We start from the raw sequence: 17,956 nt of genomic DNA on the forward strand, positions 1-17,956 counted from the left end.
GCGAAGAACCCATGACAGACCACATCTTGGAGATGCGCGGCATCACCAAGACCTTCCCGGGCGTCAAGGCGCTCCAGGACGTCTCGCTCGAGGTCGAGCGCGGCGAGATCCACGCGATCTGCGGCGAGAACGGTGCCGGCAAGTCGACCCTGATGAAGGTGCTCTCCGGCGTCTACCCGTACGGCGACTACGAGGGCGACATCGTCTACGAGGGTGAGCACGCGAGGTTCCACTCGATCAACGACTCCGAGGCCAAGGGCATCGTCATCATCCACCAGGAGCTTGCCCTGGTGCCCTACCTGTCGGTCTCGGAGAACATCTTCCTCGGCAACGAGCGCCGCGGCCGGACCGGCATGATCGACTGGAACCGGACGAACAGCGAGGCCGCGAAGCTCCTGGCCCGCGTCGGGCTGCACGAGAACCCCACGACGCCCGTCGGCCTGCTGGGTGTCGGCAAGCAGCAGCTCATCGAGATCGCGAAGGCGCTGAGCAAGGAGGTCAAGCTCCTCATCCTGGACGAGCCGACCGCCGCGCTCAACGACATCGACTCCCAGCACCTGCTCGGGCTGCTGCGCCAGCTCAAGGAGCACGGCATCACCTCGATCATGATCTCGCACAAGCTCAACGAGATCGCGGACATCGCGGACCGCACCACGATCATCCGCGACGGCCGCACGATCGAGACCATCGACATGCGCGACCCGTCCTCGACGCAGGAGCGGATCATCAAGGGCATGGTCGGTCGCGACCTCGAGCACCGCTACCCCGAGCGGACCCCCGAGATCGGCGACGAGGTGCTCCGGGTCGAGGACTGGACGGTCCACCACCCGACGCAGATCGGCCGCGTCGTCGTCGACAACGCCAGCTTCTCCGTGCGGTCCGGCGAGGTGGTCGGGATCGCCGGGCTGATGGGCGCGGGTCGCACCGAGCTCGCGATGAGCCTGTTCGGCCACTCCTACGGCCGGGACATCACCGGCCGGGTGTTCAAGTACGGCCAGGAGATCAAGACCAGGTCGGTCGCCGAGTGCATCCAGAACGGCATCGCATACGCGACCGAGGACCGCAAGACCTACGGCCTCAACCTCATCGAGGACGTCAAGCGGAACATCTCGGCCGCCGGTCTTCACCAGCTCGCCCGGCGCGGCTGGGTGAACGGCAACGAGGAGCTCAAGGTCGCCGAGGAGTACCGCGGCTCCCTCAACATCAAGACCCCCCACGTCCTGGTGCCGGCCGGCAAGCTGTCCGGCGGGAACCAGCAGAAGGTCGTCCTGTCCAAGTGGATCTACACCAACCCGGACGTCCTGATCCTCGACGAGCCGACCCGCGGCATCGACGTCGGGGCCAAGTACGAGATCTACACCATCATCAACCGGCTGGTCGCGGAGGGTAAGGCGGTCGTCGTCATCTCGTCCGAGCTGCCCGAGCTGCTCGGCATCTGCGACCGGATCTACACCCTGGCCTTCGGCCGGATCACCGGTGAGGTCCCCGTGGCCGAAGCGACCCAGGAGAAGCTCATGGAGCTCATGACCAAGGAGAAGGAGCAGGTGCGATGAGCATCGTCGACTCCATCAAGGAGCTGTTCACCACCAACCTGCGGCAGTCCGGCATCTACATCGCGTTCGTCGCGATCATCGCGTTCTTCGCGTGGCGGACCGACTTCCTCTCGCTCGGGCCGCAGAACCTGACCAACCTGATCCTGCAGTACTCCTACATCCTCATCCTCGCGATCGGCATGGTGATCGTCATCATCGCGGGGCACATCGACCTGTCCGTCGGGTCGGTCGTCGGCCTGGTCGGTGGTGTGAGCGCCGTCCTGGTGGTCCGCAACGGGATGCCGTGGTGGGTCGGGATCCTGGCCGGTCTCCTCGTGGGCGCCGCCGTCGGAGCCTGGCAAGGGTTCTGGGTGGCCTTCGTCGGAATCCCGGCCTTCATCGTGACCCTGGCCGGCATGCTGCTGTTCCGCGGGCTGGCGGGCCTGGTGCTGAACAACATCTCGCTCGGCCCGTACGGCGAGCCCTTCACCCTGATCGCCCAGGGCTTCGAGAACGGCTTCCTCGGCGGCCATGGCTACGACGCGTTCACGCTCGTGGTGTTCGCGCTCGCCGTGGTCGCCTACGCGTGGAGCCAGTGGCGTGCCCGGCAGTCCCGGCTCGCCTACCAGCAGAGCGTCCAGCCGCTGCCGATGCTCGTGCTCCAGGTGGTCGTGGTCGGCGCCGTGGTGATGTGGTTCGCGTGGCGGCTGGCCAACGACCGCGGCCTGCCGTACGTGCTGGTCATCCTCGCGGTCCTGATCATCGCCTACACCATGGTGACGCAGCGCTCGGTCTTCGGGCGTCACGTGTACGCCCTGGGCGGCAACCGGACCGCGGCGGCGCTGTCCGGCGTCAAGGTCAAGTGGATCAACTTCGGCGTGATGCTGAACATGGGCGTGCTCGCCGGGGTCGCCGGGCTGGTGTTCTCGGCCCGGTCGAACGCCGCCCAGCCTGGCGCCGGGAACATGTTCGAGCTCGACGCGATCGCGGCCTGCTTCATCGGTGGCGCCGCCGTGACCGGTGGCGTCGGCACCGTGCCGGGCGCCATGGTCGGTGGTCTGATCATGGCCGTGATGAGCAACGGCATGCAGCTGATGGGCATGGAGACCTCGCCCCAGCAGGTGGTCAAGGGCCTGGTGCTGCTGCTCGCCGTCGCGTTCGACGTGTGGAACAAGCGCCGGTCGGGTGCCGTGCGCTGACCTGCGGCTGACGGCCCGGCCCCCTCCGGTGGGGGCCGGGCCGTTCCGCTGTTCCGGGCCACGGCGCCGCGTGCCGGCCTCAGGGCCGGGCGGCGAACCTCTCGAGCAGCTCGGGGTGGCCCGCCACGATGAGGATGTCGTCGGCCTGCACGCGGGTCTCCGGCGTGGCGTAGACGAACTCCTCGCCGGGGGACTTCACGCCCAGCACGGTGACGCCGTAGCGCGTGCGGACCTTGGACTGCGCGAGGTCGAAGCCCTGGGTCTCGCGTGGGGGCCGCATCTTGACGATGGTGAAGTCGTCCTCGACCTCGATGTAGTCGAGCAGCTTGCCGGACACCAGGTGTGCGACCCGGTTGCCCGCGTCGGCCTCGGGGAACACGACGTGGTGCGCACCGATCCGGGTGAGGATCCGGGCGTGCTCCGGGGTGATGGCCTTGGCCCAGATCTGTGGCATCCCCAGGTCCACGAGGTTCCCCGTGATGAGCATGCTCGCCTCGAGCGAGGTGCCCACGCCCACCACCGCGGCCGCGAAGTCCTTGGCCGAGACCTGCTCGAGCGCCTCCGGGTTCGTCGCGTCCGCCTCCACCAACGGGAAGCGCCCGGAGAAGTGCTGGACGATCCCGGGGTTGCGCTCCACGGCGAGCACGTCGTGACCCAGGCGCTCCAGCGTGCCGGCCAGCGCCGAGCCGAACCGGCCCAGGCCGATCACGAGGACGCCCGAACCGTCCCTGCCCTCCTTGCCCTCCCTCTGCGCCTGCCGGGCGGGAGCAGGGGCGGGGCGAGTGCTGTCAGCCAATGATCGGCCTCTCCTCGGGGTGCCGGATGACCCGGCGCCGGTCACGCAGCGCGAGCGCGGCTGCCACTGTCATGGTGCCTGTCCGACCGACGAACATCAGCGCGGACAGCAGGTATTTCGCGGATTCGGGCAGGGCCATGCCGGTGCTGAGCCCCACCGTGCCGAACGCGGAGATGGCTTCGAACAGCACCCGGTCGAGCGGTTCGCCGGTCACCTCGAGGAGCACGAGGCTGGAGACGAGCACGATCGTCGCCCCGATGAACACCACGGCGACTGCCAGCCGGACCGTGTCCGGCGGGATGCGGCGACCGTAGGCCTCCACGTCGCGGTCGCCGCGCGCCTCGGCGACGATCGCCAGGATCATCACCGCGAGGGTGGTCACCTTGATGCCGCCGGCCGTGGACGCGCTACCGCCCCCGACGAACATCAGGGCGTCCGTGATGAGCCAGCTCGCCTCGTGCATCTGGCCCACGTCCACCGTGGCGAAGCCACCTGACCTGGGCATCACGCCGGCGAACACCGCGCCCAGGAGCTTCCCGCCGACGCCGAGCGGGCCGAAGGTGTCGGCGCGGGCCCACTCGATCGCGCCGATGAGCACCGAGCCGGCCAGCCAGAGCGCGGACGACGTGGCCAGGGTCAGCTTGGTGTGCAGGCTCCAGTGCCGGGCCTTGGTGCGGCGCTGGGCAAGGTTGAGGATCACGGGGAAGCCGAGGGAGCCGATGAACACTCCCAGGGCGATCGGCGCGCCCAGCCACCAGTCACCGGGGTGGAGCGCCAGGCCGCCGCTGACCGGGACGAAGCCCGCGTTGTTGAAGGCCGAGACCCCGTAGAACACCGCGTGCCACGCGGCCTGCCCCACGGACTCGTGCAGGACCAGGAACCGGGGGAACAGCGCCACCGAGATGGCGAGCTCCAGGCTGCTCGAGGTGACCACGATGACCTGGAGCAGGGACCCGACCTCGCCGAGCCGCGAGACCTTGGTCTCCGACGCCGTGAGGAGCCGCTGGGTCAGGCCGATCCGGCGCGAGACCGCCATCCCCAGCAGGGACGCGAGCGTCATCACGCCGAGGCCACCGACCTTGATGCCCACGAGGATCACGGCCTGGCCGAACCCGGACCAGTAGCTGCCGGTGTCGACCACGGTCAGACCGGTGATCGAGACGGCCGAGGTCGCGGTGAACAGGGCGTCGGCGAACGGGGCCCGCTGCCCCGTCGCGGTGGACTGCGGCAGCAGCAGGAGGAGGGTGACGAGCCCGATCACCCCGGCGAACGTCGCGAGCGCGAGCCGCGCAGGGGACTGGCGCGCGGCGCGGTCCACGACCTCGCGGCCGAGGAGCAGCGGGCGCGGCAGGTTCACGTCGCTGTCACCTCACTCGTGATCGGGGGCGGGCGCGCCGGGACAACTCTGGCACGCTCCCGGCCGTGCGGTGTGCAGCCACCAGCAGACGGCGCCACGCGCGCGCCCGGTCGGGGAGCCGGGTGGCTCGGGGGGCGGGTCCGGCCCAAGGCGCAGCCGCCGGTTCGCCCGGGATACCGTGAAGCATGCGGGTGCGCGTGGTCTGGGCGACGGAGCTGCTCGGCTACGACTTCGGCCCGCACCACCCGATGGCACCGCTAAGGCTGGAGATGACCTGGCGCCTGGCGGGTGACCTGGGCCTGGTCGAGCTGGACCAGGTGGAGCTCGTGGGGGCCGAGCCGGCTTCGGATGCGACGATCGAGCGCGTGCACACGGCGGACTACGTCGCTGCGGTGCGCCGGGCCGGCAGCACGCTGCAGGCCGACCCCGCGCACGGGCTGGGAACCGAGGACAACCCCGTGTTCGCGGGCATGCACGAGGCGGCCGCGCGGATCGTCGGCGCATCGGTGGACCAGGCCCTCGCGGTCTGGCGGGGCGACGCCGACCACGCTGTGAACCTGGCGGGCGGGATGCACCACGCGATGGCCGATCATGCGTCGGGCTTCTGCCTATACAACGACGCCGCGGCGGCGATCTCGGCGCTGCTGGACGCCGGGGCGCGCCGGGTGGCCTACGTGGACGTCGACGCGCATCACGGCGACGGGGTGGAGCGCACGTTCTGGGACGACCCCCGGGTGCTCACCTGCTCGATCCACGAGAGCGGTCACTCGCTGTTCCCCGGCACGGGCCACCCGGGCGACCACGGTGGGCCGTCGGCGCGGGGGCATGCGGTGAACGTGCCGCTGCCGGCCGGCACGTCGGACGCCAAGTGGCTGCGCGCCGTGGAGTCCGTGGTGCCGGCGCTGGTGCGCCGGTTCGCACCGGACGTCGTGGTCAGCCAGCACGGCTGCGACGCGCACGCACTGGACCCGCTGACCAACCTCGCGGTGTCGATCGATGCCCAGCGGCGGGTGCAGGCGCTCGTGCACGACCTCGCGCACGAGGTCGCGGGTGGGCGCTGGCTGGCGCTGGGCGGCGGTGGCTACGCGGTGGCCCGGGTGGTGCCGCGCGTGTGGACCCACCTGATCGGGATCGCGGCCCACGCTCCGGTGCCCCTGGATGCTCCCGTGCCGGAGGTGTGGCGGGAGGCAGGCGAGCGGGTGTTCGGGTTCCCGATGCCGACCCTGATGGGTGAGGGGAGCGTCGTGCGGGTGCGGGACTGGTCCGAGGGCTACGACCCCGCCGACGACGTGGACCGGGCGATCCTGGCGGCCCGCAACGCCGCTTTCGCGTGGCACGACCTCGACCCCCTCTACGACTGACCCCGTGCGCGGCGGCCAGACTGCGGCGTGGCGGCCAGACTGCGGCGCGGCGGCCAGACTGCGGCGTGGCGGCCAGACTGCGGCGCGGCGGCCAGGTCGCGGCGTCCCGGGTGCCGCGATCTGCACAGGGTGCCGCGATCTGCACAGGGCGCCGCGATCTGCACAGGGTGCCGCGATCTGTGCTGCGGGGGCGCACGGTGCGACCGTGATCACCATTCACTCTTTTCGCCCCTTTCACTCCAGCCTCGCCAACCCCTAGGGTTACGTCTGCTGATCTTCCGTTCCCCGAGGAGCCAGGCATGGACACGCCCGAGAGGCCCCGACTGCGGTATCTCACCGTCGCCGAGGTCGCCGAGCTCATGCGGGTGTCCAAGATGACCGTGTACCGCCTCACCAAGTCCGGCGATCTCCCGGCGGTCCGCGTCGGTCGGTCCTACCGGGTCCCGCAGGACGCGCTCGAGGCATACCTGGCCAGGTCGGCCACCGGCGGCCAGGACGCCGCCCACGGCTGACGGTTCGTGCCCCCGGCCCCAGCGGGTAGACTGGCCGGCGGTCTTCCGGCGCGTGTCGACGCGCTCCATCCGAGACTTAGCGAGGACACGTGGGTTCCGTCATCAAGAAGCGCCGCAAGCGCATGGCCAAGAAGAAGCACCGCAAGCTGCTCCGCAAGACGCGGCACCAGCGCCGTAACAAGAAGTGATCTGCGCGGCAGCGGTGTGACACCCAGGCCCGGCCCCGGTGGCCGGGTCTTCGTGCGCACGGGCCCGAGGGTGCGCACGGGCCCGAGGGTGCGCACGGGCCCGAGGGTGTGCGTCCAGACCGGCTGAGCCACCCGCTCAGCCGCGTAGCGCCCGCCGGACCGCCCGCGCGACGACACCGAGCACCCACGCGCCACCGGCCCAGCTGGCCGCGCGTACGCCACGGCGGGTGGCGGCGCTGCGGCGCCCGCGGAACTCGCGCACCGGCCAGCCCACCTTGCGCGCTCGGCGGCGCAGGCGCGCGTCGGGGTTGATCGCCACGGGGTGGCCGACGGCGGACAGGATGGCCGTGTCGTTCGCGGAGTCGCCGTAGGCGTAGCAGCGGCTCAGGTCCAGCCCGCGCTCGGCGGCGAGCGTGCGCACGGCCGTCTCCTTGGCGGCGCCGTGCAGCAGGTCCCCGAGCATCCGCCCGGTGTAGAAGCCGTCCACATGCTCGGCCACGGTGCCCAGCGCGCCGGTCGCGCCGAGCCGGGCCGCGATGAGCCGCCCGATCTCGACGGGGCTCGCGGAGATGATCCAGACCTCGTGCCCGGCTGCCAGGTGCTCCGTCAGCAGCGTGTGCGTGTCGGGGAAGATCCGCAGCGAGAGGACCTCGTCCCAGATCTCCTCGCCGATCGCGGCCATCTCCGCGACCGAGTGCCCGGCCACCAGGCTGAGGGCGCGGCTGCGAACCCTGTCGATCTGGCGGCGGTTCTCGCCGAAGAGCTGGTACCGCGCCTGGACCAGTCCGAACTCCAGGATGTCGCGCAGGCTCACCATGCCTCGGGCCCGCAGGCCGACGGCGAGGTGGAACGGGCTCGCGCCGCGGATCAGCGTGTTGTCGAGGTCGAAGAACGCAGCCACGCCGCCTGCCGGCGCGTCCGGGCCCGGGCCGCCCGGGGCGGCGTCCTCGGTCCCGGTCTCGGCCACGTCCTCCACTGTAACCAGGGACCTAGGCTGGGGCCCGTGAGCGCCCACACCGCCCCCCGAATCGTGCTGAATGTCCGGCCCGGGTGTCACCTGTGTGGCCCGGCACGTGAGGTCGTCCGCCAGGTCGCGCAGGAGACGGGCGCAGGGTGGCGCGAGGTGGACATCGAGGAGGGCCCCGATGCGCCGGCGCTCGAGGCCGCGTTCGGCGACAAGGTTCCGGCGGTGACCGTCGACGGGGCGCTGGTGGCGTACTGGCGGGTGGACGCCGACGTGCTCCGCCGCGCGCTGCGTCGATGAGCGGCCCGGCCGGGGAGGTCCCGGCTGCGCAACCGGTCGCCGGGCTCGAGGCCGCGGGTGTGCCGACCGTCCGCCCGGTTCCCCCCGCCACCGTCGGCCGGTTGCCGGGCTACCTGCGGGCCCTGACCGAGCTGTCGGTCCTGGGCGTGCGGACGACGTCGTCGGAGCGGCTCGCTGCGCTCGCGGGGGTCGGGTCGGCTCAGCTGCGCCGGGACCTGTCGTGGCTGGGCTCGCACGGAGTGCGTGGCGTGGGTTACGACGTCCGGCGACTGCGGGGCCGGGTGGCCGACGCGCTCGGCGTCGAGTCGGACCTGGCGGTCGTGATCGTCGGGATCGGGCGCCTCGGCCACGCGCTCGCCGACTACCTGCGTGCGGAAGGTGGGGGCTTCCGCGTCGCCGCACTCGTCGACACCGACCCTGGGGTGGTCGGGAGTGCGGTCGCGGGGCTGGCGGTGGAGGACGACAAGGACCTGGAGGACGTGGTGCGCCGTGAGGGTGCCGTGCTGGCCGTGCTCGCCACGCCGGTGCAGGCCGCGCAGCGGGTGTGCGACCGGCTGGTGTCGGCGGGGGTGCGCGGCATCCTCGCGTTCACCCCTGCCCGGCTCGCGGTGCCGGACGGCGTCACGGTCCGGGCGGCCGACGTCGCGGCGGAGCTCCAGATCCTGGCCTTCCACACACGCGGTACCCCGGCCTGAGGCGGGAGGGTGCCCGACGCCGCCGTCGGGGCTCGACGGCGGCGCCGGGCCTGCCGACCGGCCCTGCTGGGGGACGGGTCAGTCGGCCTTGACTCCCTCGATCTCGAGGGAGATGTCCACCATCTCGCTCACCAGCACGCCACCGGTCTCCAGGGCGGCGTTCCAGGTGAGGCCGAAGTCCTTGCGGTTGATGCGGGTCGTCGCGGAGAAGCCGACCCGGGACGTGCCGAACGGGTCGGTCGCCGCGCCGTTGAGCTCGACGTCCAGGGTGGCCCGACGGGTCACGCCGTGCAGCGTCAGGTCGCCGTGCACCAGGAGGCCGGAGCCGCCCTCCTCGACCGAGGTGGACGTGAAGGTCCAGGTCGGGAACTGCTCCGTGTCGAAGAAGTCGGCCGACCGCAGGTGCCCGTCGCGCTTGGCGTCGCGGGTGTCGATGGTCGCGGGGTCGAGCGTGGCGCTGACGCTGGAGCCGGTCACGTCCTCGGTGAGCAGCACCGTGCCCTCGACGATGGCGACCGAGCCGCGCACCTTGGAGATGCCGGCGTGCCGGACGGCGAACGACGCGTGGGAGTGGCTGGTCTCGATCTGCCAGGTGCCGGCCGGTGCGGCCGTGGCGAGTGTGGTCACGGGGACCTCCTGTGTCGGTGTGGGTGATGTTGAATCGTCAACGACCCAACTAATTGAGAGTTGTACTACTCTGGTGCTCGAGATGCAAACTCAGGAGGCCGCCATGACCGTCACCGCCCCCAGCCCCGGTGTCCCCTCGGCCGACGACGCCCCCTGGCTGACGGCGGAGCAGCAGCAGTGGTGGCGCGCCTACCTCACGGGCGCCGCCCGCCTCACCGAGGCGCTGGGCCGTCAGCTCGAGCGGGACGCCGGGCTGTCCCTGTCGGAGTACGAGGTGATGGTCCGGCTGTCCGAGGCGCCGGACCGCACCCTGCGGATGGCGGAGCTCGCCGACTCGCTCGTGCACTCCCGCAGCCGGCTGACGCACACCGTGGCGCGGATGGAGCGCCGCGGGCTGGTGGCCCGACGCGCATGCCCGGCGGACGGGCGGGGCATCAACGCGACGCTGACCGACGCGGGCATGGCTGCGCTGGTCGCCGCGGCGCCCGGGCACGTGCGGGCGGTCCGCGAGCACCTGGTCGACCGGTTGTCCGACGACGAGTTCCGCGCGCTCGGCCGAGCCATGGCGGCGATCTCCGGGCCGACCGCCGACGCGACCGCGTCCGCCTGACCGGTCCGCAGCATCGGCCCACGTGGGTCAGACTGTCCTCATGCCGCAGACCACCGTCCACCTGCTGCGCCACGGCGAGGTGCACAACCCGACCGGAGTCCTGTACGGCCGCCTGGACGGCTTCCACCTGTCCGACCGCGGCGCCGCGATGGCCGAACGCGTGGCGCGCCACCTTTCGGGTGCCGAGGGTGCCGACCGCCGCGACGTGGTGCACGTGGTCGCCTCCCCGCTGACCAGGGCGCAGGAGACCGCCGCCCCGATCGCCCGCGAGTTCGGTCTGGACGTGGACCGGGACGAGCGCCTCATCGAGGCAGCCAACCACTTCGAAGGGCTCACGTTCGGTGTCGGCGACGGCTCGCTGCGCCGACCCGCGCACTGGCGCTACCTGTGGAACCCCTTCCGACCGTCGTGGGGGGAGCCCTACCGGTCCCAGGTGGCCCGGATGCTGGCCGCAGTGAGCGCAGCCCGCCGTGCGGCGGAAGGCCACGAGGCCGTCGTGGTGAGCCACCAGCTCCCGATCTGGGTCACGCGCCAGGCGCTCGTCGGCCACCGCCTGTGGCACGATCCCCGTCGCCGCGAGTGCTCGCTGGCCTCGCTGACCAGCCTGCGCTTCGACGGCGAGCGGCTGGCCAGGATCGACTACAGCGAACCCGCCGGCGACCTGGTCGGGGCGGGCAAGCAGGTCCCGGGCGCCTGATGGCGGCGGTGAGGACGAGGCGGCCGCTCCGGGCCGCGCTGGCCGCCGTGGTCGCCGTGGCGACCTTGGCGCTCGCGGCGTGCAGCGGCCAGGCACAGGGCTACGCCGCCGACGGCGAGAAGGCCGGCTACGTCTCCGGCGACAAGTCCGTGACCACGTGGGACCCCGGCCACCGGCCGGGCCCCATCGAGCTGACCGGCACGTCGTTCGCGGGTGACCCGATCGACGTGGCGAGCTGGCGTGGGGACGTCGTGCTGGTCAACACCTGGTATGCGAACTGCCCGCCGTGCCGCGCCGAGGCGCCCGACCTGGCGGCCGTCGTCACGGAGTACGGACCCCAGGGCCTCAAGGCAGTCGGCATCAACACGAGGGACGAGGCGGGCACGGCCCAGGCCTTCGTGCGCACCTACGGGCTCACCTACCCGAGCATCCAGGACACCGACGGCTCGGCCATCGCGTCGCTGCAGGGCACCGTGCCGCTGCGCGCGGTGCCCACCACCGTGCTCCTGGACCGACAGGGGAGGGTCGCGGCCCGCATCCTCGGGATGGCCGACCCGAGCACCCTGCGGACCCTGGTCGCGGACCTGCTGGGCGAGTCGGGGTGAGCGGGATCGGGGTGCCGGCCGCCATGGCCGGGCTCGGCCTGGCAGCATCGGTGGGGGACACGGTGCAGGCCACCGTGCTCAGCGGGTCGATGCTGCTCGCCATCCCGCTCGCGGTGATCGCCGGTGTGGTGTCCTTCGCGTCGCCGTGCGTGCTCCCGCTGGTGCCTGGCTACCTGGGCTTCGTCAGCGGGATGGCCGGCGGGCTCGCGCCGGGGTCCGGGGCCACCGCTGCCGCGCCGCGGCGGACCGGTCTGGCCGCCGTCCGCCGGGGCCGCCTCCTGGTCGGGGTCGCGCTGTTCGTCGCCGGGTTCACGGTGGTGTTCGTGGTGCTCGGCGTGCTGGCGGGCTCGGTGGGCCAGGCACTGCTCAGTCACGCCGACGTGATCACCCGGGTGCTGGGCGTGGTCGTCGTGCTGATGGGGCTGGTGTTCGCGGGGTGGTTGCCGATCGGGCAGCGTGAGCGCCGCATCCACCTCGCCCCGACTGCGGGCCTGTGGGGTGCGCCGCTGCTGGGGCTGGTGTTCGGGCTGGGCTGGGTGCCGTGCATCGGGCCGACGCTGGTCGCGGTGTACACGCTGGCGCTGGACCAGGCGTCGGCCGGCCGCGGTGCGACGCTGTCCGTCGCGTACTGCCTGGGCCTGGGGCTGCCCTTCGTGCTCGTGGCGCTGTTCATGGAGCGCTCGCGCCGTGCGCTGGCGGTGCTGCGGGACCACAAGCTCGCGGTGATGCGGGTCGGTGGCGGACTGCTGGTCCTGGTGGGTCTCGCGCTGGTGACCGGGCTGTGGACGGCCCTGACCGACGGTCTTCAGGGCCTTGTCGGCGGATTCGAGCCGGTGGTCTGATGGCGACGACTCCCGTGCTGCCGCGACTCGGGGTGCGCGGCGCCGCGCGCTGGGTGTGGCGGCAGCTCACCAGCATGCGCGTGGCGCTGATGCTCCTGATGCTGCTCGCCGTGGTGGCCGTGCCCGGCTCGATGCTGCCCCAGCGGCCGCAGAACCCGGCCGCGGTCGCGCGGTACCTGAACGACAACCCGGGGCTGGGCCAGTGGCTGGACCGGTTCGGGTTCTTCGACGTCTACTCCTCCGTCTGGTTCTCCGCGGTCTACCTGCTGCTGTTCACGTCACTGGTCGGCTGCATCCTCCCGCGGCTGCTTGCGCACGCCCGCGCCTGGCGCGCCCGGCCGCCCCGCGCACCGCGCCGGTTCGACCGGTTCGAGGTGCACGACGGCCTGCTGACCGACGCCGAGCCGGAGGCGGTCCTCGCGGCGGCACGCGACACGCTCGCGGCGCACCACCGGTTCCGGGTGGACGTCGGCGACGAGCCCGCCACCGCCCGCAGCCCCGGAGCCCGCACCGTGGCGGCCGAGCGCGGCTACCTGCGTGAGACCGGCAACATCCTGTTCCACCTCGCCCTGCTCGGCCTGCTCATCGCCGTCGCGACCGGCCAGCTCCTGCACTACCGGGGCCAGGCCCTGGTCATCCAGGGCCACGGGTTCGCCAACACGCCGGCCGCCTACGACACGTTCGAGGCGGGCTCTGCCGTCGACCCGACGTCCCTGGTGCCGTTCACGCTGCGCCTGGACCGTTTCACCGCGCGGTTCGACCGGTCCGGGCAGCCACGGTTCTTCGAGGCGGGGGTCACGCTGACCGAGCCCGGCGGCGCTCCCCAGGCCCGCACGATCCGGGTCAACCGGCCGCTCGACGCCGGGGGTGCGCACGTCTACCTCGCGGGGAACGGTTATGCGCCGCAGCTGACCGTCCGGGACGCCTCCGGCACGGTGGCCTTCTCCGGGGCCGTCCCGTTCCTGCCGCAGGACTCCTCGTACCGCTCGCGCGGCGTGGTGAAGGTGCCCGACGTGTCCACCGGTGACCAGATCGGCCTGGTGGGCTATCTGCTGCCGACGGCCGTGATCCAGGGCGACTCCGCCTACTCGGCCTTCCCGCAGCCGGGCAACCCGATGCTGGTGCTCCAGGTGTGGCACGGTGAGCTGGGGCTGGACTCGGGCATCCCGCAGAACGTCTACCAGCTCGACACCGCGCGGATGACGCAGGCGACCGAGTCGGACGGGTCGCCCGCGACGGTCGTCCTCGCGCTCGGTGACACGGTCGAGCTGCCCGACGGGCTCGGTACGCTCAGCTTCGACGCGTTGCCCCGCTACGTGGCGCTCGACCTGCGCTACGACCCGGCGCTGGCGTGGATCCTCGGGTTCGCGGTCACGGCCCTGGTGGGCCTCGCGCTGTCGCTCTTCGTGCCGCGGCGCAGGGTCTGGCTGCGGGTGACGAGCCAGGACGGACGCGCGGCGGTGACCGTCGCCGCGTTGGCGCGCTCGGAGGACGTCGGGCTCGCCGGTGAGGTCGAGGCCGTGCTCGACGCGGTCAAGGAGCTGGGGCCGTGGCAGGTTCTCGACGGGCCGGATCGGCCCGCATCGGTCAGACTGTCCGACGCCGCTGATGCCACGGGAGGACATGCATGAACGTCGCTGAGCTCAGCACGGTGGTGGTGTGGGGTGCGACGACGGCGTACGCGCTCGCCTTCGGGGCGTTCGCGGTCGACCTGGCACGCCGTGCGGAGGTGAGCACCGCGCGTCGCACCGATCACGAGACGCCGCGTGCCGAGCCGGCGCGACGCGCGCTGGCGGGTGTCCCCGCGGGCTCGGTCGCCGACCCGTCCGGTGGTGCGTCGAGCACCACGCGGCCGGTCGACGACGACGGGCCGCGGGCCGTCGACGACGAGGCGCAGCCCGAGGCCTTGGGCACCGACGAGCCCGCGCCGGAGTACCGACCGGGCCGGGCGCTGGGCATCGCGATGTCGGTGATGACGCTGGGCCTGCTGCTGGAGGCGGTCGGCATCGTGCTGCGCGGCGTCGCCGCGCACCGGGTGCCTTGGGCGAACATGTACGAGTTCACGGTGGTGGGCACGTTCGTGGCAGTCCTGACGTTCCGCCTGCTGACGTTGCGCCGGGACGTGCGCTTCCTGGGCACCTTGGTGCTCGGCCTGTCGGTGGTGGCGCTGGGGCTGGGCCTGACGGCGTTCTACACCCCGGCCGGGGGTGTGGAGCCGGCGCTGCAGAGCTATTGGCTGGTCATCCACGTGACGATCGCGGTGATCGCCTCGGGCATGTTCACCGTCGGTGTCAGCGCCAGTGCCCTGCAGCTGGCCAAGGCCGCGTGGGAGAACGGCTCACCGTTGCTGGCCCACCGGCGGTTCAACGTCCTGGGCCAGCTGCCCAGCGTGCGCGCGCTGGAGGGTCTGGCCTTCCGGATCAACGCCGTCGGGTTCGTGCTGTGGACGTTCACCGTGATGGCGGGGGCGGTGTGGGCCGAGCACGCCTGGTCGCGGTTCTGGGGGTGGGACCCCAAGGAGGTCTGGAGCTTCATCGTGTGGGTGGTCTACGCGGCCTACCTGCACGCTCGCACGACGCGCGGGTGGTCTCCCAAGGCGATCGCATGGTTCTCCATCGCCGGCTTCGCGGTCCTGATCTTCAACTTCACCGCGGTGAACCTTCTGATGCACGGCAAGCACTCGTACTCGGGCCTGGACCTGGGCAAGTGATCGCACCCGGCGGTCAATAACCCGGCGACAGCCGTCACAATTCACCCGTCCGGCGGGTCATGCCCGGCTCGGCGCGTGCCGACACCTCTGGCGGGGGTACGGAGGTGCCGGCCCCCGCAGGGAGGCCCGCTTGTCGACGTACGCCGAGGAGCAGGTGCGCGGGCTGCTGCGCACGGCGAAGCGGGCCCTCGGCCTCTCGGTCACGTTCCTGACCCGGATGGACGGCGTCACGCAGACGCTCGAGCAGGTGGACTCCACCATCCCGCTCCTCTTCCCGCAGGGCGCGCGGCTCACCCAGGACACGACCTTCTGCCAGGCGATCCTCGACGGCCGGCTGCCCGCCGTGATCCCTGACGTGCGCCGCTTCCCCGAGGCGATGGAGCTCCCGGCGGCCCGCTTCCCCCGTCTGCGGTCCTACGTCTCGGCGCCGGTGCGCCTGTCCGACGGCTCGCTGTACGGAACCTTCTGCGCTGCCGGCCTCACCTCGGACCCGGGCCTGACGGAGCGAGACCGCGCCATGATGGAGGTGCTGGCCCAGGCCGCGGCCGCGATCATCGAGCCCGGTGCGCTGGAGGCCCGTCGCCGTGCCGACATCGAGGCCCGTCTCGGCCCGGTCGCCCGGGGGGCGGGCCCCAGGGTCGTCCTGCAACCCATCGTCGACCTGCGCTCCGGGCGCAGGGTGGGTGCCGAGGCGCTGGCCCGGTTCCCCGCGGAGTGGGGCATGGCACCGGACGTCGTCTTCGCGCAGGCGCACGAGGTGGGCCTGGGCGACCGGCTCGAGCTGCTCGCCCTCGAACGCGCGGCCGAGCACCTGGAGGCCGTGGGCGGCTACGTCGCGATGAACGTCTCGCCCGGCACCCTCCTCACCGGGCAGTGCGCCGCCCTCCTGGACCGCCTGCCGTCGCACCGGGTGCTGCTCGAGCTCTCCGAGCACGACCCGGTCGAGGACTACGACGCGCTCGCGGCCGCACTCGAGCGGCCGCGGCGGGCCGGGATGCGGCTCGCGGTGGATGACGCGGGGGCGGGCTTCAGCTCGCTGCGGCACATCGTGGCGACCCGTCCGGACGTCATCAAGCTGGACCGGTCGATCGTGGACGGCCTTGCCACGGACCCGGTGCTGGCCACGCTGGTGGGTGCGGTGGTCACCTTCGCCCGCGGGAGTGGCGCCGCCGTGGTCGCCGAGGGCATCGAGACCGCGGCGGACGCACGGGCGTGCCGGAACCTGGGTGTGGACATGGGGCAGGGCTGGCACTTCGGCAGGCCGGGCCCGCCGGAGGCGTTGGCGCCGGTGGGGGAAGTGACGCCGCAGGTGTCGCCCGGCGGGTGAGCAGTGCTGTCTCGGGGGTCGAAGGGCCCTTGTCGCATCGGCCCGTCGTCGTCGCATGATGATCCCATCGAACTCCCCGTGAGGAGATGACGGCGATGAAGGCGTCGGAGGGTGACCGACTGGTCCTGGCATCGAGCGTGGTCGACGGCGCGGTGCGCGACGGCACGATCGTCGCGGTCCGTGGTCCCGACGGCTCACCGCCCTACATGGTCCGGTGGTTCGACACCGGTGAGGAGTCGATGGTCTTCCCCGGGCCGGACGCTCACGTCGAGCACGGTGGGGGCGCGCACCACGGGCACGGTGGTGGGACCGCGACCGCGGCCACCTGGCGGGTCCAGGTGACGCTCAGCCACGAGGGCCCGCAGACCACGGCCCAGGCCGTGCTCGTGGCCGGCCAGCCCGACCACCTCGACGCGGTCGGCCGGGCGAGGCGCAACCCCGAGGACGAGCCGGACGTGATCATCGGTGACGAGGTGGCCGTGGCCCGCGCGCTGCGCCGGCTCGCCGACCGGCTGATCGACTCTGCCGAGGACGAGATCGGCGAGCACACCGGGCACAGCGCGCACGTGCACAGCTGACCCGCCGGTCGCACGCAGCGGTCCGGGGCGCCCGACCGTACGGTGTCCGGCATGGCTGATCGCCGTCCGCTGCTGCTGCTGGACTCCGCCTCCATGTACGTCCGCGCCTTCTACGGCGTGCCGGACTCGGTGCGGTCACCTCGGGGCGAACCCGTCAACGCCGTGCGCGGCTTCCTGGACGCCGTCAGCCGGCTCGTGGCCGCACGGCGGCCCGCCCGGATGGTGGCGTGCTGGGACGAGGCGTGGCGCCCCCGCTTCCGGGTCGCGGCCATCCCCTCCTACAAGGAGCACCGGCTCGCGGCCGACCGCGAGTCCGAGGACATGCCGGCAGAGCTCACCGCCCAGGTCCCGGTGATCGTCGACGTCCTCGCCGCCTTCGGCATCCCGCGGGTGGGCGCACCGGACGCCGAGGCGGACGACGTGATCGGCACGTTGGCGACACGTGAGAGGGGCCGGCCGGACGACGTCCGGCTGGCGGTGGAGATCATGACCGGGGATCGTGACCTGTTCCAGCTGGTCGACGACGCCGGGCCGGTGCGGGTGCTCTACCCCGTGCGTGGCGGTGGGGGTCCACAGGTGGTCGACCAGGGGCACCTCGAGTCGGCCTACGGCGTGCCGACCGGGGACGCCTACGCAGACATGGCGACGCTGCGAGGTGACCCGAGCGACGGCCTACCGGGGGTCACCGGCGTCGGGGAGAAGACCGCCGCAGCGCTGATCCGGCGGTACGGCTCGTTGGAGGGACTTCTCGCCGCGCTGGCCGGAGGCGACCCGGGCCTCACCGCGACGCAGGTGCGCCGGTTGACCGCGGCGGCGGACTACCTCGCGGCGGCGCCCGGCGTGGTCCGGGTCCGCCGCGACCTTCGCGTGGGGGACGTCGCCGACCTCCTCCCGCGGACGCCCGCGCACCCCGACCGGCTCGTCGCGCTCGCGGAGCGGTGGGGTCTGGAGGGATCGGCCGCGCGCCTGGTGCAGGCGCTCGCCGACGCTGACTGACGCCGCTCCCTCGTGCGTGCCGGACGTCCCGCCGACTGCCCTCAGGTGCGCCGACGTGCC

20 protein-coding genes are annotated in these 17,956 nt (G+C 72.5%); 16 read left to right on the forward strand and 4 right to left on the reverse strand.

Translation table 11 applies throughout. From position 1 onward, the window contains the following. The first annotated feature begins 11 nt into the window (after positions 1 to 11). Positions 12 to 1,553, forward strand: a complete 1,542-nt coding sequence (gene mmsA / locus Q6348_RS04635; protein WP_304600135.1) for a multiple monosaccharide ABC transporter ATP-binding protein — start codon at positions 12 to 14, stop codon at positions 1,551 to 1,553. Next, on the forward strand, positions 1,550 to 2,731 hold the full coding sequence (gene mmsB / locus Q6348_RS04640; protein ID WP_304600136.1) for a multiple monosaccharide ABC transporter permease: 1,182 nt from the start codon (positions 1,550 to 1,552) through the stop codon (positions 2,729 to 2,731). Before mmsA ends, mmsB begins: the two co-directional genes overlap by 4 nt. Before the next feature lie 79 nt (positions 2,732 to 2,810). Here mmsB and Q6348_RS04645 read toward each other — a convergent pair whose 3' ends face one another. Next, entirely contained in the window at positions 2,811 to 3,527 is a 717-nt protein-coding gene (locus Q6348_RS04645; protein ID WP_434062045.1) for a potassium channel family protein, read from the reverse strand. Continuing rightward, positions 3,520 to 4,884: a TrkH family potassium uptake protein gene (locus tag Q6348_RS04650; protein WP_304600137.1), complete on the reverse strand. Its 1,365-nt coding sequence runs from the start codon at positions 4,882 to 4,884 to the stop codon at positions 3,520 to 3,522. Before Q6348_RS04650 ends, Q6348_RS04645 begins: the two co-directional genes overlap by 8 nt. A gap of 185 nt (positions 4,885 to 5,069) precedes the next feature. On the opposite strand from Q6348_RS04650, the gene Q6348_RS04655 reads away from it, so the two are divergent. From Q6348_RS04655 to Q6348_RS04665, 3 genes are all read left to right on the forward strand, one after another. Further along, a complete protein-coding gene (locus tag Q6348_RS04655; RefSeq protein ID WP_304600138.1) occupies positions 5,070 to 6,245 on the forward strand; it encodes an acetoin utilization protein AcuC in 1,176 nt (391 codons plus the stop codon). Between the two features lie 299 nt (positions 6,246 to 6,544). Then, positions 6,545 to 6,757: a helix-turn-helix domain-containing protein gene (locus Q6348_RS04660; protein ID WP_304600139.1), complete on the forward strand. Its 213-nt coding sequence runs from the start codon at positions 6,545 to 6,547 to the stop codon at positions 6,755 to 6,757. Between the two features lie 89 nt (positions 6,758 to 6,846). Beyond that, entirely contained in the window at positions 6,847 to 6,945 is a 99-nt protein-coding gene (locus tag Q6348_RS04665) for a 30S ribosomal protein bS22 (RefSeq protein WP_003792170.1), read from the forward strand. A 136-nt stretch (positions 6,946 to 7,081) separates the two neighbouring features. Here the strand turns inward: Q6348_RS04665 and Q6348_RS04670 are convergent, their stop codons facing one another. After that, complete coding sequence (locus Q6348_RS04670; protein WP_304600140.1) at positions 7,082 to 7,912, reverse strand: HAD family hydrolase; 831 nt, start codon at positions 7,910 to 7,912, stop codon at positions 7,082 to 7,084. 36 nt (positions 7,913 to 7,948) lie between these two features. Here Q6348_RS04670 and Q6348_RS04675 point away from each other — a divergent pair, with 36 nt between their 5' ends. After that, positions 7,949 to 8,209 carry a glutaredoxin family protein gene (locus Q6348_RS04675; RefSeq protein WP_304600141.1) on the forward strand — a complete coding sequence of 87 codons (261 nt, stop codon included), beginning with the start codon at positions 7,949 to 7,951 and terminating at the stop codon, positions 8,207 to 8,209. Continuing rightward, positions 8,206 to 8,904 carry a redox-sensing transcriptional repressor Rex gene (locus tag Q6348_RS04680; protein WP_304600142.1) on the forward strand — a complete coding sequence of 233 codons (699 nt, stop codon included), beginning with the start codon at positions 8,206 to 8,208 and terminating at the stop codon, positions 8,902 to 8,904. Before Q6348_RS04675 ends, Q6348_RS04680 begins: the two co-directional genes overlap by 4 nt. Before the next feature lie 78 nt (positions 8,905 to 8,982). Here the strand turns inward: Q6348_RS04680 and Q6348_RS04685 are convergent, their stop codons facing one another. Further along, positions 8,983 to 9,531: a YceI family protein gene (locus Q6348_RS04685; protein WP_304600143.1), complete on the reverse strand. Its 549-nt coding sequence runs from the start codon at positions 9,529 to 9,531 to the stop codon at positions 8,983 to 8,985. 103 nt (positions 9,532 to 9,634) lie between these two features. Here Q6348_RS04685 and Q6348_RS04690 point away from each other — a divergent pair, with 103 nt between their 5' ends. The 9 genes from Q6348_RS04690 to Q6348_RS04730 all read left to right on the forward strand — a co-directional run bounded on the left by Q6348_RS04690 (position 9,635) and on the right by Q6348_RS04730 (position 17,896). Beyond that, a complete protein-coding gene (locus Q6348_RS04690) occupies positions 9,635 to 10,141 on the forward strand; it encodes a MarR family winged helix-turn-helix transcriptional regulator (RefSeq protein WP_304600144.1) in 507 nt (168 codons plus the stop codon). 40 nt (positions 10,142 to 10,181) lie between these two features. Further along, positions 10,182 to 10,838, forward strand: coding sequence for a histidine phosphatase family protein (locus tag Q6348_RS04695; RefSeq protein WP_304600145.1), 657 nt, complete (start codon positions 10,182 to 10,184; stop codon positions 10,836 to 10,838). After that, positions 10,838 to 11,443, forward strand: a complete 606-nt coding sequence (locus tag Q6348_RS04700; protein ID WP_304600146.1) for a TlpA family protein disulfide reductase — start codon at positions 10,838 to 10,840, stop codon at positions 11,441 to 11,443. Before Q6348_RS04695 ends, Q6348_RS04700 begins: the two co-directional genes overlap by 1 nt. Before the next feature lie 23 nt (positions 11,444 to 11,466). Further along, complete coding sequence (locus tag Q6348_RS04705; protein WP_304601914.1) at positions 11,467 to 12,285, forward strand: cytochrome c biogenesis CcdA family protein; 819 nt, start codon at positions 11,467 to 11,469, stop codon at positions 12,283 to 12,285. Continuing rightward, positions 12,285 to 13,916, forward strand: coding sequence for a cytochrome c biogenesis protein ResB (gene resB, locus Q6348_RS04710; RefSeq protein ID WP_304600147.1), 1,632 nt, complete (start codon positions 12,285 to 12,287; stop codon positions 13,914 to 13,916). The genes Q6348_RS04705 and resB overlap by 1 nt, the downstream gene beginning before the upstream one ends. Beyond that, the gene (ccsB, locus tag Q6348_RS04715; protein ID WP_304600148.1) at positions 13,913 to 14,995 is read left to right on the forward strand and encodes a c-type cytochrome biogenesis protein CcsB; all 1,083 of its coding nucleotides are present in this window, start codon (positions 13,913 to 13,915) and stop codon (positions 14,993 to 14,995) included. The genes resB and ccsB overlap by 4 nt, the downstream gene beginning before the upstream one ends. A 130-nt stretch (positions 14,996 to 15,125) precedes the next feature. Continuing rightward, complete coding sequence (locus Q6348_RS04720) at positions 15,126 to 16,322, forward strand: sensor domain-containing phosphodiesterase (protein ID WP_304600149.1); 1,197 nt, start codon at positions 15,126 to 15,128, stop codon at positions 16,320 to 16,322. 95 nt (positions 16,323 to 16,417) lie between these two features. Next, on the forward strand, positions 16,418 to 16,900 hold the full coding sequence (locus Q6348_RS04725) for a DUF1918 domain-containing protein (RefSeq protein ID WP_304600150.1): 483 nt from the start codon (positions 16,418 to 16,420) through the stop codon (positions 16,898 to 16,900). Positions 16,901 to 16,951: 51 nt separating this feature from the next. Continuing rightward, positions 16,952 to 17,896: a 5'-3' exonuclease gene (locus Q6348_RS04730; RefSeq protein ID WP_304600151.1), complete on the forward strand. Its 945-nt coding sequence runs from the start codon at positions 16,952 to 16,954 to the stop codon at positions 17,894 to 17,896. Positions 17,897 to 17,956: the final 60 nt, after the last annotated feature.

Origin of the sequence: Actinotalea lenta, assembly GCF_030586465.1 — a bacterium.
Lineage (GTDB): Bacteria > Actinomycetota > Actinomycetes > Actinomycetales > Cellulomonadaceae > Actinotalea > Actinotalea lenta.